Below are 13562 nucleotides of genomic sequence, written 5' to 3' on the forward strand. Positions count from 1 at the left end.
GAGGGAGGCAAGACGATATTGAAACGGCTATTTGATTTAACGGGGAAAATCGCGCTGGTAACAGGCGCAGGGCGCGGCCTTGGACAAGCGATCGCGGTCGGATTGGCCGAAGCCGGCGCCGACGCGGCGCTCGTGACGAACCGAACGCCGGCGGAGGAGACGAAGCGGCGCATCGAATCCCTCGGCCGCCAGGCGATGGCGCTAACGGCCGACGTTGCGGACCGCAGCCGTCTGCCGGAGTTGGTGGAACGAACGGTCGAACGGTTTGGACGCATCGACATTCTGGTCAACAACGCGGGCATCATCAGACGAACACCCGCCGCGGAACATTCCTATGCGGATTGGCAGGAGGTGCTCGACGTCAATCTCAATTCCGTGTTTGTGCTCAGCCAGCTGGCGGGCCGGCGGATGATCGAACAGGGAGCGGGCAAAATCATCAACATCGCGTCGATGCTGTCGTTCCAGGGAGGCATCAACGTGCCGGGCTATACGGCAAGCAAGCACGCGGTGGCCGGACTGACGAAGGCGCTGGCTACCGAATGGGCGCCGAAGGGGATTCAGGTGAATGCGATCGCGCCGGGCTACATGAGCACCGACAATACCGAAGCGCTGCGTGCCGACGAGAATCGCAGCCGCCAGATTCTCGAAAGGATTCCGGCGGGACGCTGGGGCGCGGACACCGACCTGGTCGGCCCCGCCGTGTTCCTGGCGTCCGCCGCGTCGGATTACATGAACGGCCATGTGCTGTGCGTCGACGGCGGCTGGATGGTGCGTTAAAAGACAGGTTCGACGCAAGGAGAAAAGAATTATGCCGGGTCGGTAAGCAAGCATAGTGCCGGCTCCGTTAGCAGCCCTCCGCTTTTTGGGAGGGCTGTTTTGTATTTCTGAGCAAGACGCATACGTGCACGTAATGGTGCGGTATTCCGGAACTCCCGGCGCGGCGGCGCCGATCATCTGGTACGAGGACGACTTCTTCGCCGGCAAGCCGGCCGCCGCGGTGCATTCGCCTGGATACGGCAAAGCGGATTCGACAGATGAATAGCTTATGGCGCAAGGAAAGAGTATCTGTTACAATAATATAGTACATAGTTTTATATTATAAAATCAAGGAGCCTATCTATCGATTTATGCCGATCATTCAGTCTCTCGACCGTGCGCTTAACATTCTGGATTTGTTCGACGAGAATCACCGCGAATTGAAAATTACCGAGATCAGCGCGCGAATGGGCCTGCACAAAAGCACGGTTCACTCCCTGCTCAAGACGCTGCAGCTGCATCGATATATCGAGCAGGACGAGCACGGTCTGTACCGGCTCGGCATGCGTCTGCTCGAGAAGGGACAGTTGCTGCTGCAAGGCTTCGATATTCGCGAGATCGCTGGCGGTCCGTTGCGAGAGCTGTCCGACGAAACGGGGCAGAGCGTGCATTTGGTCATTCGGGACGGGGCGCAAGGCGTCTATATCGACAAAGTCGAGGGAAGCAGAGCCGCGATCCGCTATTCCCGGATCGGGCGCCGCGTTCCCCTGCACAGCAGCGCAGTCGGCAAGGTTCTGGCCGCCTTTATGCCCGACGCGGAACGGGAGCGTCTGCTGAAGAACTATGAATATTCCCGCCACACGCCTCATACGATTGCGAGCGAGGCGGCTTTTCGCGACGAGCTGCGATCCGTGCGGGACAAGGGTGTCGCTTACGACAGGGAGGAAAACGAGCCCGGCGTGCGCTGCGCGTCGGCGCCGGTATACGATCATGCCGGAAACGTCGCGGCGGCCATCAGCATATCGACAATGGCCGCCACGGTGGACGACGAGGAATTGGCTTCGTTCGCCAGGCGGCTCAGCGAGACGGCGGATCGAATCTCGTCCGGTCTCGGCTTTCGCCGGAAATAAGGCAACCCTCGCAGACGTTTCTGCGTCTTGCCTTTTTCTGCTTATAAATCAGAACGCGGTTTTATAATGTAAAACAATTGAATGGAGGCGATGCTCTCATGCTTATCTTCCGTTATCGAGACGGGACGAATCTGAATCTGGCAGTGCGGGTGGAGGACGGCTCGGCGTATCGGCTGGAAGCTTCCGATCTGATGGCGTTGGTCCGGCAGGCAAGGGCAGCGGGCCAAACGACGGAGGAATACGTCCGGTCGCGGCTGCGAGAAAGCCGGCGTATCGAGGCTCCTGCCCATTCGCTCGATCTGGCGACGCCGCTGGACGCGCCGGAGGTATGGGCGGCCGGCGTTACTTACCAACGAAGCCGCGAGGCAAGAAATTTCGAAGCCGCGGAAGGCAGGACGGACGCCGAGACGTTCTACGACAAAGTGTACGACGCCGAGCGGCCGGAGCTGTTCATGAAGTCGACTGCGGCCCGAACGGTCGGACCCGGAGAGCGCGTTTGCCTGCGGAGCGATTCCTCCTGGCAGGTGCCGGAAGCGGAACTGGGGCTTGTGCTGGACCGAACGGGCGCGGTCGTCGGCTATACGGTCGGCAACGACATGAGCTGCCGCGATATTGAGGGGCAGAACCCTTTATATCTGCCGCAAGCCAAGATTTGGAGACGTTCCTGCGCCATCGGTCCGTTCGTGCGGCTGGCGGAGACCGTGGAGGATCCCTATTCTCTCGGCATAGCCTGCCGCATATACCGGGACGGGGCGAAAGTCGTTGAAGAGACGGCGAATACAAGCCAACTCAAACGCCGGTTGGACGAGCTTGTCCGCTTCTTGAAGCGGGACAACGAGCTGTTCGACGGAACGGTGCTGCTGACCGGAACGTGTCTCGTCCCGCCGAACCAATTTACGCTGCGGTCGGGCGATCGGATCGAGATCGAGATCGAAGGAATCGGCACGCTGGCGAACACGGCGGTCTATGCGAATGAGATAGAACCGGAGCTTGTAAGCGAATAGGGAGGACGATTCGATGACGAAATATGAAGAAAATGCCGAGACCATGACTGTCGACAATTATATCGGCGGCGAATGGCGGCCGCCGGCTTCCGGCCGCCGGGTACCGAGCACGAACCCGGCCCGCAGGAGCGAGACGGTCGGATTTGCGCCCGATTCGGACCGGGCCGATCTCGAAGCGGCGGTCGCGGCGGCCGACTCGGCTAGGCGGGCTTGGCGGAAGCTGGCCGGCGCCCAGCGCGGAGCGCTGCTGTTCAAGGCGGCGGATCTGCTGGAGAGCCGCATGGAAGAGATCGGGCGGGCCATGACGCGGGAGATGGGCAAGACGATCGGCGAGGCGAAGGGCGAAACGGCGCGAGGCGCTGCCATCCTTCGCTACTATGCCGGCGAAGGCATGCGTCCGGTCGGCGACGTCATTCCGTCGACGGACGCGGACGCGCTCATGTACACGACCCGCGTCCCGCTTGGCGTGGTCGGCGTGATCTCGCCGTGGAATTTCCCGGTGGCGATTCCGCTCTGGAAGATCGCGCCGGCCTTGATCTACGGGAACACGGTTGTTTGGAAGCCTGCGATCGAGACCGCCGTCACCGCCGCTCTCGTGATGGAGTGCTTTCACGCGGCCGGTTTTCCGGCGGGAGTTCTGAATATGGTCATGGGCGACGGAGCCGTCATCGGCCAGGGCATTGCCGAGCATCCCGGCATCCACGGCGTGACGTTCACGGGATCCAACGCGGTCGGCAAGCGAGTCGGTCAGATCGCGCTGGCGCGCGGCGCGAAATATCAGCTGGAGATGGGCGGCAAAAATCCGATCGTCGTCGCCGCCGACGCCGATCTCGACCTGGCAGCGGAAGCGACAATCAGCGGCGGGCTGAGATCCACCGGTCAGAAGTGCACGGCCACCAGCCGCGTCATTGTCGTGCGCGACGTTTACGAGCCCTTTAAAGAGAAGCTGCTGGCCAAGATCAAATCGCTGCGGATCGGCGACGGTCTGGATGCGGACACTTGGCTTGGCCCTTGCGCGAGCCAGAAGCAGTATGAGACGGTACTCGAATATATTCGCAAAGGGAGGGAAGAAGGGGCAGAGCTTCTCGTCGGAGGCGAGCGGCCGGGCGATCCTGCGCTTGCGGACGGCTTCTTCGTCTCTCCCGCCGTTTTTGACCGGGTGACGGCTGGGATGACCATCGCGCGGGAGGAAATTTTCGGACCGGTGCTGGCGTTGATGGAAGCGCGCGACCTGGAGGAAGCGATCGAGCTGGCGAACGACACGGATTTCGGGCTCAGCGCTTCGCTCTATACGCGCGATCTTGCGAACGCACTGACGTTCGCCCGGGAGTCGGAAGCGGGTCTCGTCCGTGTCAATGCGGAGACGGCAGGCGTCGAGCTGCAAGCTCCGTTCGGCGGAATGAAAGGTTCCAGCTCCCATTCGCGCGAACAAGGACAAGCGGCAATCGAGTTCTTCACGGAGATCAAGACGGTGTTCGTCAAGCCCTGAACGGGAGGAGGAAGGTCATGGACGAACGGCTAAGGGAAGTGATGGGGCCGGAGGAAGAGACGTATTTCGAAGTCGAGACGCATGCGCCGGGTCCGTCGGGCAAGCTGCCGCTTACGCCGGAGCTTCTGTTGAATTCGCCGAGCGGCGATCTGTTCGGGTGGAGCCAGAACGTCGGGATGGGCTGGCGGCCGGACCGGCTGCAGGGACGAGAGATTCTCATTCTGGGCACGCTTGGCGGCATTCGCAACGAAGACGGAACGCCGGCGGCACTCGGCTATCATACCGGGCATTGGGAGATCGGGCTTCTCATGAGGGCGGCTGCGGAAGAGATCGCGAAGGCCGGATGCATCCCGTTCGCCGGCTATGTCAGCGATCCGTGCGACGGCCGGTCGCAGGGCACGACGGGGATGTTCGATTCGCTGCCTTACCGCAACGACGCGGCTATAGTCATGCGCCGTCTGATTCGTTCCCTGCCGACGCGCCAAGCCGTCCTTGGCGTGGCGACTTGCGACAAAGGGCTGCCCGCCATGATGCTGGCTCTCGCCGGCATGAAGAATCTGCCGGGCGTGATCGTGCCGGGCGGGGTCACTCTCCCGCCGACGCATGGGGAAGACGCCGGCAAGATTCAGACCATCGGCGCCCGATACGCGAATGGCGAGCTGACGCTGGAGGCGGCCGCCGATCTCGGCTGCCGCGCCTGCGCTACGCCCGGCGGCGGCTGCCAGTTCCTGGGCACGGCCGGAACGGCGCAGGTCGTGGCCGAGGCGATGGGAATGACGGTGCCCCACGCCGCGCTTGCGCCGTCGGGCCAACCGGTATGGACGGCGATGGCGCGGCAATCCGCACGCGCCGCAATGGCCCTGGCGAAGCGCGGCTTGACCTTGGGCGACCTGTTGACGGACGCTTCCATTCGCAACGCCATGGCCGTTCATGCGGCCTTCGGCGGCTCGACCAACTTGCTGCTTCACATTCCCGCGATCGCGCAAGCGGCGGGGCTTGCCGTTCCGGATGCCGGGGATTGGGCGGAGGTGAACCGCAGCGTGCCGCGTCTGGTCAGCGTGCTTCCGAACGGACCTGTCCCTCATCCGACGGTGCGCGTGTTCCTGGCCGGCGGCGTACCGGAGGTCATGCTGCATCTGCGCCGCCTTGGCGTTCTGGATGAGAGCGCTCTTACGGCGTCCGGGATGCATCTGGGAGCGGTGCTGGACTGGTGGGAGACGTCCGAACGGCGGCTCCGGATGAGAGCTTGGCTGTCCGAGAAGGAAGGGATCGATCCGGACAGCGTCATCTACAGTCCCGAAAGCGCGCGCGCAGCCGGTCTGACGCCAACGGTCACCTTCCCGACCGGCAATTTGGCGCCGGAAGGCTCCGTGATCAAATCGACCGCTCTCGATCCGGCGGTTCTTGACGCCGATGGCGTATTCCGGCATATCGGCCGCGTTAAGGTGTTTACGACCGAGCGCGATGCGATTCGCGCGATCAAAACCGGGGGGATCTCCGCAGGCGACATCATGGCGCTGATCGGGCGCGGACCTTCCGGAACCGGGATGGAGGAAACGTACCAGTTGACGTCCGCGCTGAAGCATCTATCGTTCGGCAAGCAGGTGTCGCTGATTACCGATGCCCGCTTCTCCGGCGTATCGACGGGCGCCTGCATTGGCCACGTCGGGCCCGAAGCGTTGGCGGGCGGGCCGATCGGGAGGCTTCGGGACGGCGACTGGGTCGACATCCTCGTCGACACTCGCAAGCTGGAAGGCCGAATCGAGATGGTCGGTTGCGGCGAGCCGCCGGATTCGCCGGAGGCCGGGACGGCGATTCTGGCGGCGAGGCTGCCGCATCCCGGTCTGGCGGCCGATCCGGAACTGCCGGACGATACGCGGCTGTGGGCGGCGCTTCAGGCGGCCAGCGGCGGCACCTGGAAGGGGTGCGTCTACGACATCGACCGGATCGTCAAGACGTTGGAGGCCGGCATGCGAGCGCTCGCAACGGCAGGCGGAACACCCGAGTCCGATCCGCCTATCCGAAAGGAGGATCATCATCCATGAAGGCTGTCGCTCCGCCAGGATTTGATCAAGTCCAGGAAAATAGCCGGCAGGGCCAAATAGATACCGTCGAATATTTTTCCGCGACGGTCGGCAATCCCCGTAAAACGATGATTTATTTGCCTCCGGGATTTTCCGGGCACCGGCGGTATCCCGTTCTATACCTTCTGCACGGCATAGGAGGGGACGAAGCCGAGTGGTCCCGTTACGGCAGATTGCGGGAGATTCTGGACAATCTGTATGCCGCCGGCAAGCTTGCGCCGATGATCGTCGTTCTGCCTAACGGCCGAGCAATGCCGGATGACCGAGTCGGAGGCGACATCTTCGATCCTGAGAAGGTCAAATCGTTCGAGACGTTCGAATCCGATCTGCTTCATGACTTGATTCCTTTCATCGAATCAAACTACCCGGCAGAGACAGCGCGGGAGAAGCGGGCGCTGGCCGGTCTTTCCATGGGCGGGGGGCAAGCGCTGAATATCGGTCTTGGCCATCTCGAATGCTTCGCCTGGATCGGGGCTTTTTCTCCCGCGCCGAACACAAGGGAGCCCGAGCTGCTCTTGCCGAACCCGGAGGAAGCTTCGGCCCGTCTCCGGCTGCTTTGGCTTTCGTGCGGCGACCGGGACGATCTCAAGCCGATCAGCGACCGGACGCACGCCTATTTGACGGAATGTCAGGTGCCGCACCTATGGCGCGAAGAAAGCGGCGGCCACGATTGGAGCGTTTGGAAGAACGACCTGTATCATTTTTCACAGCTTCTTTTCAAGAATGACTAATTGAGGCAACGAACGAACGGCCCGATTTTGACGCAGCCGCTGCCGATGGATGGCGCGGCTTTTTCGCCGTTTCCGGCGATTCGCCTTTATGTTATGTTTAAATGAAAGCGGTACCGAATCCAAAAGATGGGAGTGGTTTCTATTCGTTTTCAATTATCCAATCCATTCAAAGCTTTTCTTTTTTCCTATGTTATGATTTTGATGATTCCCAATTTATCCGGCTACATCTCGTATACCATTTCTATCCAGGAAGCCCGAGCCAGCTCCTTGAAAATCGGCATGTCCATCCTCGAGCAAAGCAAACAGATTGTGGACCAAAGGCTCGGCGAAGTCATTCGATTCACTCAACAACTCAGCTCCGATGCCGATCTGGAGGATCTGATGAATCGGGATGACGTGCAGACGGATGCGCTTCAAATGTACAAATTGGCCCAAACGCTAACCCACTATGCGAGTACCAACGACTTTTTGGCGAATACATACGTTTATTTGAAAAGCAGCAATACGGTCATTGAGCCGGGGTCGGTATTTGTCAGACCCAATCATTTCTTTGCATTGAATCATCCTGCAGACGAGGACTACGATCAATGGATTCGGAATCTGAGGGAAGACAATGAAAAAAACGGATTTTCGCAAGCAGAGCCCTATGCCGTGCAGGCCGTGGAAAAGAAATTCGTCGCCTATACCCGGACATTGCCGATCGGGAGCATCGAATCGGGTTCGGGCACCGTTGTCGTCTTAATCGACGAACAGAAAATATTAAACTTGTTAAACGGGATTTCGGACAAAATCGGGGGTTGGTCCTATATTGCCGACTCTAAGGGCAACATTATCGCATCATCCGGCATTTCGCAATCCGAGGCGGCGAAGGTGAACGCGCTGCGGAACGAACAGGCCGATCCGGAGGCTAGCGGCAGTACGATTATTTTCAGTATCGGATCTTCCGAGCTGACGAACTGGCATTATGTCGCGGGAATGCCCAAATCGATTCTGATGAAGAGCGCTTATCGGATCCAGAACGTTACTTGGCTGTTGACAGCCGCAACTTTGCTGTTCGGGTTATTAGCCAGTTTATTTCTGGCCTATCGGAACACCAGACCCCTATACAAAATCGCCGAAAGCATACGCGCTTTTTTAACGCAAGACGGTTTGCCGCAAGGGCATGGCTATGACTTCATTCAAGGAAACATCTCGCGAATTCTCTCCCATAACAGACGTTTGCGGGAAGAGATCGTCCGCCAAGAGCCGATTCTCAAAGACGTATTCGTGAAAAGGCTGATCAATGGAGAATTTAGCTCCGCAACGGCCATTCACGCCGCGGCATCCCAAGCGAACATTCGCCATTTAGACGAACAAGGATATGTCGTTCTTCTCCAAATCAGAGGGTATGGAACGATGGAGAGCAAGGAGATCCTAAACGAATTGTTTGCCGCCCGGCTGGTCATGAAAAGCGCCATATTAGAGGACATGCCCGAAATCATGCTGACCGAATGGGAATTCGACAAGCTGGTCATTCTGATTCCCGTCCAACCGACATCCGAGAATCATGAAGCAGAAATCAACCGCATGCTGGATTTGCTGCATGAACGGAATGCCCAAAGATATAAGCTGTTGTTTGCGGTATCCATCAGCTCCGCCTATCATTCCGCCGGAGAAATTCATCGCGCTTACGAAGAAGCCAAACAAGCGCTTGCATATTCCAATGCAATCGATAGCGAAGGCGTTTTCTGGTTTCAAGACCTTCCTCGGGACAGCGTGATGTACGATTACCCGTTGGAATTGGAAATCAGGCTTATTCATGCCATTAGGGCGGGGGATTATCCGGAAGCCAGCGCGATTCTGAACGGGATTTTTTACGAGAACTTCGAAGCGAGAGAGCTTTCGTTTGATTTTTACAGCCTTTTGATTTCCGACCTGAAAACGTCGCTCCTGAAAGGCTTCGATGTCAGAGGCCTTGCCGATTCGGACGAACTTAAATCCATAAAAAATCGAGTGGCTCAATTGCAGGCGAGCCAAGGGAACGAAGTCATCAAGCAAACCATTCGACAAAGCTTGCAATCCTTCTGCAGCTTGGTCGACGAGCAAAAGAGCGAAGCGGAGAATAAGATTGTTCGGACGGTATTGGCCTACCTCGACTCTCATTATGCAGACCCGGATTTAACCATGAATCAAATGGCCGACGCGATCGGTCGTCCCGAGAAATATTTAACGCAGAAGTTCAAGGAGCATACGGGGGAATACATCTATATTCACCTTGAAAAAATTCGTATGAACAAGGCCCGGCAATTATTGATGGAGACGGAAGAGAAAATCGAAAGCATCTCGGAGAAATGCGGCTATGCAAGTCCTCAATCTTTTCGGAGAGCTTTTAAGCGATATTGCGGAATGACCCCCCATGAATACCGGCAAACGGTCAAATAAGAAATGGCGAACGGCTGGAATTGTATCCCGTCTTCCGATTTGTTCCCTTCCATTTCCGGGGAAAGTATCCGCCGGATTGAATTGTTCCTTTACCCTTTTCAACGAATCCCTTAAAGTAGCGGTGAGAGTTTTGTTACCGTTTTCATAAAAGCGAAGGAGGGGTTCTTCTGCAGTCCGTGTCGTTGCAACCTGTATCGAACCAGACGAACAAAAGAGCAATGAGAAGGAAAGTCGCTGTGAAGAGTTTCAAGAAACACTGGCAATTTTATCTGGTGCTGATCGTTCCCGTGCTGTACTTTGTTATCTTTAAATACATTCCCATGGCCGGCGTCCTCATCGCATTTAAAGATTACAGCGTGGTGCAAGGAGTGTTCGGGAGTCCTTGGGTCGGGGATAAACAGTTCAGATTGTTTTTCGAGAATCCCCAAGCCTGGATTTTGGTCAAGAACACTCTGTTCATCAGTCTGTACCAAATCGCGGTCAGCTTCCCTTTGCCGATCATCCTGGCATTGTTTTTGAATGAAATCCGCAACGGATGGTTCAAAAAGACGGTCCAGATGGTAACCTACGCGCCTTATTTTATTTCTACCGTTATTATCGTTTCCATGCTTATCATGCTTCTGTCCCCCAGGCTCGGCGTGGTTAATCATCTTTTGGGTTTTTTCGGAATCCATGAAATCAATTTTATGGGAGAGCCGTCTCTGTTTCGATCCATCTACGTATGGTCGGATGCGTGGCAAAATACCGGGTACTCTGCGGTCATCTATTTAGCCGCCTTGGCCGGCATCGATCCCTCTCTTTATGAGGCCGCAAGGGTGGATGGCGCCTCCAGATTCCAGAAAATTCTGAACGTCGACCTTCCGGGGATTTTGCCTGCGGCAACGATCATTTTGATCCTGAGCGTAGGGAATTTAATGTCGGTCGGCTTCGAGAAAATTTATCTGATGCAAAATCCGATCAATCTCAGCCAATCCGAGATTCTCGCCACTTATGTGTACAAAATGGGTCTGTTGAACGCAAACTTCAGTTTTGCCACGGCGATCGGGCTGTTCAACTCCATTATCAATCTGATCCTGCTGGTAGCGGTTAATGCGTTGGCGAAGCGTATTTCCGGAAATGCATTGTGGTAATCACGTCCAAGGGGGAATCGTCTTTGATAGCTTCAAAGAATCGGATTAAGGAATCCTACGGGGACAAAGTTTTTCTTACCTTTATTTATATCCTGTTGACCGCGGTTCTGATTGTCATCCTCTATCCTCTCGTTTATATTGCCAGCGCATCTCTGAGCAGTCCGCTGGCCGTCTCATCGGGCAAGGTATGGCTCTGGCCGGTGAACTTCTCTCTTGCCGGTTACGAGGCCGTCTTTCGCAACCCGCAAGTCGTGCTAGGCTATGCGAATTCATTCTTTTACACGATATTCGGAACGCTCATCAGCACGACGCTGACCGTTCTGGTCGCCTATCCGCTATCCAGGAGATCCTTTTACGGGCGCAACGTCCTGATGATTTTTATCGTGATTACGATGTTGTTCAACGGAGGATTGATCCCCGAGTACTTGATCGTCAAGCAATTCGGCATGGTCGATACGAGATGGGCGCTGCTCATCCCCAAAGCGATTGCCGTGTGGCAAATCATTATCGCAAGAACGTTTTTTCAATCTACCATTCCGGATGAGCTTGTGGAAGCGAGCGAACTGGACGGATGCAGCGATCTGAGATTTCTTGGCTCCATTGTCTTGCCCTTGTCCAAGCCGATCATAGCGGTCGTCGCGCTTATGTACGGCATTTATCAGTGGAATACGTATTTCGATGCATTGATTTATTTAAAAACTCAGGCTTTGTATCCTTTGCAGCTGGTGCTGCGAAACATCTTGATTCTGAATACGGTCTCCGGAGGCAACATCGATGCGGCGGAGTTGTTAAAGCGAAGAGACGTGGCGGATTTGATGAAATATTCCCTCATCGTCGTTGCATGCTTGCCGGTTCTCGTCGTGTATCCGTTTATTCAGCGCTTTTTTGTAAAGGGAATGCTGATCGGTTCGGTGAAAGGTTGACGGCGAGAGCTTGAAAGGGGGAATGCCGATGTAAAGGAAGTTGCGCCTTGCGAACGGTAAACGAAGATTATTAAATTAACGAACGAAAAAAAGGAGCGGTCAACATTGAAGAAAAGAGTATGGGGATTCACGGTCGCGGTATTTCTTTTCGTCATGGTTCTATCCGGTTGTTCGAAGTCCGGAGGCGGCGACGCGGCGGAATCCGGGAATTCAACCGGCGACAACGGCACAACGGGCAAACCGGCGTCGATCAGCGTGTTTGCTCCGCAAGGCTCGGATGCCGACCTGAATACCAACTGGTTCTCTAAGCAAATGGAAGACAAATTCAATATCAAATTCACCTGGCAGACGACGACATACGATGCATCCAGCGCCTCCGAAAAGAGAAAAATATCGCTTGCCAGCGGAGACTACCCGGATTTGTATTTGCTCGTTCCCTGGGTCGACCATTTCTCGCAAGCGGAGCTTCTGAAGTATGGCAAACAAGGCGTCATCATTCCGCTAAACGACCTTATCAACGAATACGCTCCGCATGTCGTGGAAGCCATCAATACCCATCCTTACTACAAAGCCATGCTGACGGCACCCGATGGGAATATTTATGGAATTCCGCAGCTGAATGAGTGCTACCATTGCACTTACGAAGCCAAAATGTGGCTCAATACCGACTGGCTGAAGAAGCTGAATCTGGAAATGCCGGCAACGACCGAAGATTTCAAGAAGGTGTTGGAAGCGTTTAAAACCAAAGACCCGAACGGCAACGGCAAAGCCGACGAAGTGCCGATAAGCGGATCCGTCAACTGGAATTGGACGTCGCCGGTTCCGTTTCTGATGAACGCATTCATCTATGACGACGACCAAACCTACCTATTAATGGACAACGGCAAAGTCGAGTTTGCCCCCAACAAAGAAGGATGGAGGCAAGGACTTGAATACCTTCATTCCTTATATCAGGAAGGTTTGATCGATCCGGGCGCATTTACTCAGAACGCCGATGCGTATCTGGCATTGGGAGATAATGCGGAAGCGCCGATTCTGGGAGCGGGGCCGGCTATGCATCCCGGGATATTCTTATCGGATAAAAGCAGGCTGTACGCGGACGTTTACAACCCGGTTGCTCCGCTGAAAGGGCCTGACGGAACCTCTTATGCGACTTACAACTACCCGAGTTCGCCGGGCGGCGATTTTGTACTGACGAACAAAGCCAGCAAGGAAGCGCAGATTGCAGCGATCAAGGTACTGGATTATATGTATACGACAGAAGGCGCCACGGAAGGGTATTTGGGAAAGGAAGGCTTGGATTGGAGAAAGCCTCAGGAAGGAGAAAAGGCGATCGAAGACGGCGTTCAGCCGCTCTATGCCACCATCCCTGCCAAAGACGGCGAAGCCCCCCATAATTCCGCTTGGGGAGCGATGGCGCAATATTACCATAACAAGGCGTATAGGGACGGTATCGTACAGGACACCGACATTTATAAGGATACCGGCTACGAGCGCAGGCTTCAGGAAGCGACCCACTTGTATGACGGCAAAGAACCGTCGGAAGTGTTCCCCCATTGGGCGACCTGGGTCGATCCTTCGGAAGCCGACGAAGTGTCCATGCTTCGAACGAATATCCAAAGCTATATTCAGCAGAACACCTCCCAATTTATTATGGGAAAGAAGGACCTCAATAAAGACTGGGATTCCTATGTCAACGGGTTTGAGAAGCTGAATCTCAAACGTTATTTGGACATCATGCAGGCCGAATACGATCAGTACAAAAAAAGCAGCGGGAATTAAAAATGAAAGCCAGGTAAGAAATGCAGCGGCTAAACTCCATCAGCTGCTCCTTTGCCGGAGGAATGACGGAAATGGCGTCATTCCTCCGAGATAAAGGAGCTTTTTACTCTTG

General features: G+C 55.9%; 11 protein-coding genes. All 11 read left to right on the top strand.

What is annotated here, in order from left to right; all coding sequences use genetic code 11:
• Positions 1 to 18 precede the first annotated feature (18 nt).
• The 11 genes from kduD (at position 19) to H7C18_RS27815 (ending at position 13450) form a co-directional block, all read left to right on the top strand.
• Positions 19 to 777, top strand: a complete 759-nt coding sequence (gene kduD / locus H7C18_RS27765) for a 2-dehydro-3-deoxy-D-gluconate 5-dehydrogenase KduD (protein WP_185132387.1) — start codon at positions 19 to 21, stop codon at positions 775 to 777.
• 124 nt (positions 778 to 901) lie between these two features.
• Positions 902 to 1042, top strand: coding sequence for a hypothetical protein (locus H7C18_RS27770; protein WP_185132388.1), 141 nt, complete (start codon positions 902 to 904; stop codon positions 1040 to 1042).
• Positions 1043 to 1127: 85 nt separating this feature from the next.
• Positions 1128 to 1886, top strand: a complete 759-nt coding sequence (locus H7C18_RS27775) for an IclR family transcriptional regulator (protein WP_185132389.1) — start codon at positions 1128 to 1130, stop codon at positions 1884 to 1886.
• Positions 1887 to 1984: 98 nt separating this feature from the next.
• A complete protein-coding gene (locus H7C18_RS27780; RefSeq protein ID WP_185132390.1) occupies positions 1985 to 2890 on the top strand; it encodes a fumarylacetoacetate hydrolase family protein in 906 nt (301 codons plus the stop codon).
• 13 nt (positions 2891 to 2903) lie between these two features.
• Positions 2904 to 4379: an alpha-ketoglutaric semialdehyde dehydrogenase GucD gene (gene gucD / locus H7C18_RS27785; RefSeq protein WP_238358014.1), complete on the top strand. Its 1476-nt coding sequence runs from the start codon at positions 2904 to 2906 to the stop codon at positions 4377 to 4379.
• A gap of 17 nt (positions 4380 to 4396) precedes the next feature.
• Positions 4397 to 6424, top strand: a complete 2028-nt coding sequence (locus tag H7C18_RS27790) for a YjhG/YagF family D-xylonate dehydratase (protein ID WP_185132391.1) — start codon at positions 4397 to 4399, stop codon at positions 6422 to 6424.
• Positions 6421 to 7194, top strand: a complete 774-nt coding sequence (locus H7C18_RS27795; protein ID WP_185132392.1) for an alpha/beta hydrolase — start codon at positions 6421 to 6423, stop codon at positions 7192 to 7194. The genes H7C18_RS27790 and H7C18_RS27795 overlap by 4 nt, the downstream gene beginning before the upstream one ends.
• A 126-nt stretch (positions 7195 to 7320) precedes the next feature.
• Positions 7321 to 9615 (top strand): helix-turn-helix domain-containing protein, encoded by a 2295-nt coding sequence (locus H7C18_RS27800; protein ID WP_185132393.1) that lies wholly within the window; start codon positions 7321 to 7323, stop codon positions 9613 to 9615.
• 218 nt (positions 9616 to 9833) lie between these two features.
• Positions 9834 to 10745: an ABC transporter permease gene (locus H7C18_RS27805; protein ID WP_185132466.1), complete on the top strand. Its 912-nt coding sequence runs from the start codon at positions 9834 to 9836 to the stop codon at positions 10743 to 10745.
• Between the two features lie 26 nt (positions 10746 to 10771).
• Positions 10772 to 11668: an ABC transporter permease subunit gene (locus H7C18_RS27810; RefSeq protein WP_185132467.1), complete on the top strand. Its 897-nt coding sequence runs from the start codon at positions 10772 to 10774 to the stop codon at positions 11666 to 11668.
• 105 nt (positions 11669 to 11773) lie between these two features.
• The gene (locus H7C18_RS27815; protein WP_337913915.1) at positions 11774 to 13450 is read left to right on the top strand and encodes a type 2 periplasmic-binding domain-containing protein; all 1677 of its coding nucleotides are present in this window, start codon (positions 11774 to 11776) and stop codon (positions 13448 to 13450) included.
• The last annotated feature ends 112 nt before the right edge of the window (positions 13451 to 13562 follow it).

The sequence above is a fragment of the Cohnella zeiphila genome (assembly GCF_014212055.1).
GTDB lineage: Bacteria > Bacillota > Bacilli > Paenibacillales > Paenibacillaceae > Cohnella > Cohnella zeiphila.

Coding starts and splice junctions, on each gene's coding strand:
- H7C18_RS27775 (WP_185132389.1), top strand. CDS start 1,128: ATGCCGATCATTCAGTCTCTCGACCGTGCGCTTAACATTCTGGATTTG.
- H7C18_RS27780 (WP_185132390.1), top strand. CDS start 1,985: ATGCTTATCTTCCGTTATCGAGACGGGACGAATCTGAATCTGGCAGTG.
- gucD (WP_238358014.1), top strand. CDS start 2,904: ATGACGAAATATGAAGAAAATGCCGAGACCATGACTGTCGACAATTAT.
- H7C18_RS27790 (WP_185132391.1), top strand. CDS start 4,397: ATGGACGAACGGCTAAGGGAAGTGATGGGGCCGGAGGAAGAGACGTAT.
- H7C18_RS27795 (WP_185132392.1), top strand. CDS start 6,421: ATGAAGGCTGTCGCTCCGCCAGGATTTGATCAAGTCCAGGAAAATAGC.
- H7C18_RS27800 (WP_185132393.1), top strand. CDS start 7,321: ATGGGAGTGGTTTCTATTCGTTTTCAATTATCCAATCCATTCAAAGCT.
- H7C18_RS27805 (WP_185132466.1), top strand. CDS start 9,834: ATGAGAAGGAAAGTCGCTGTGAAGAGTTTCAAGAAACACTGGCAATTT.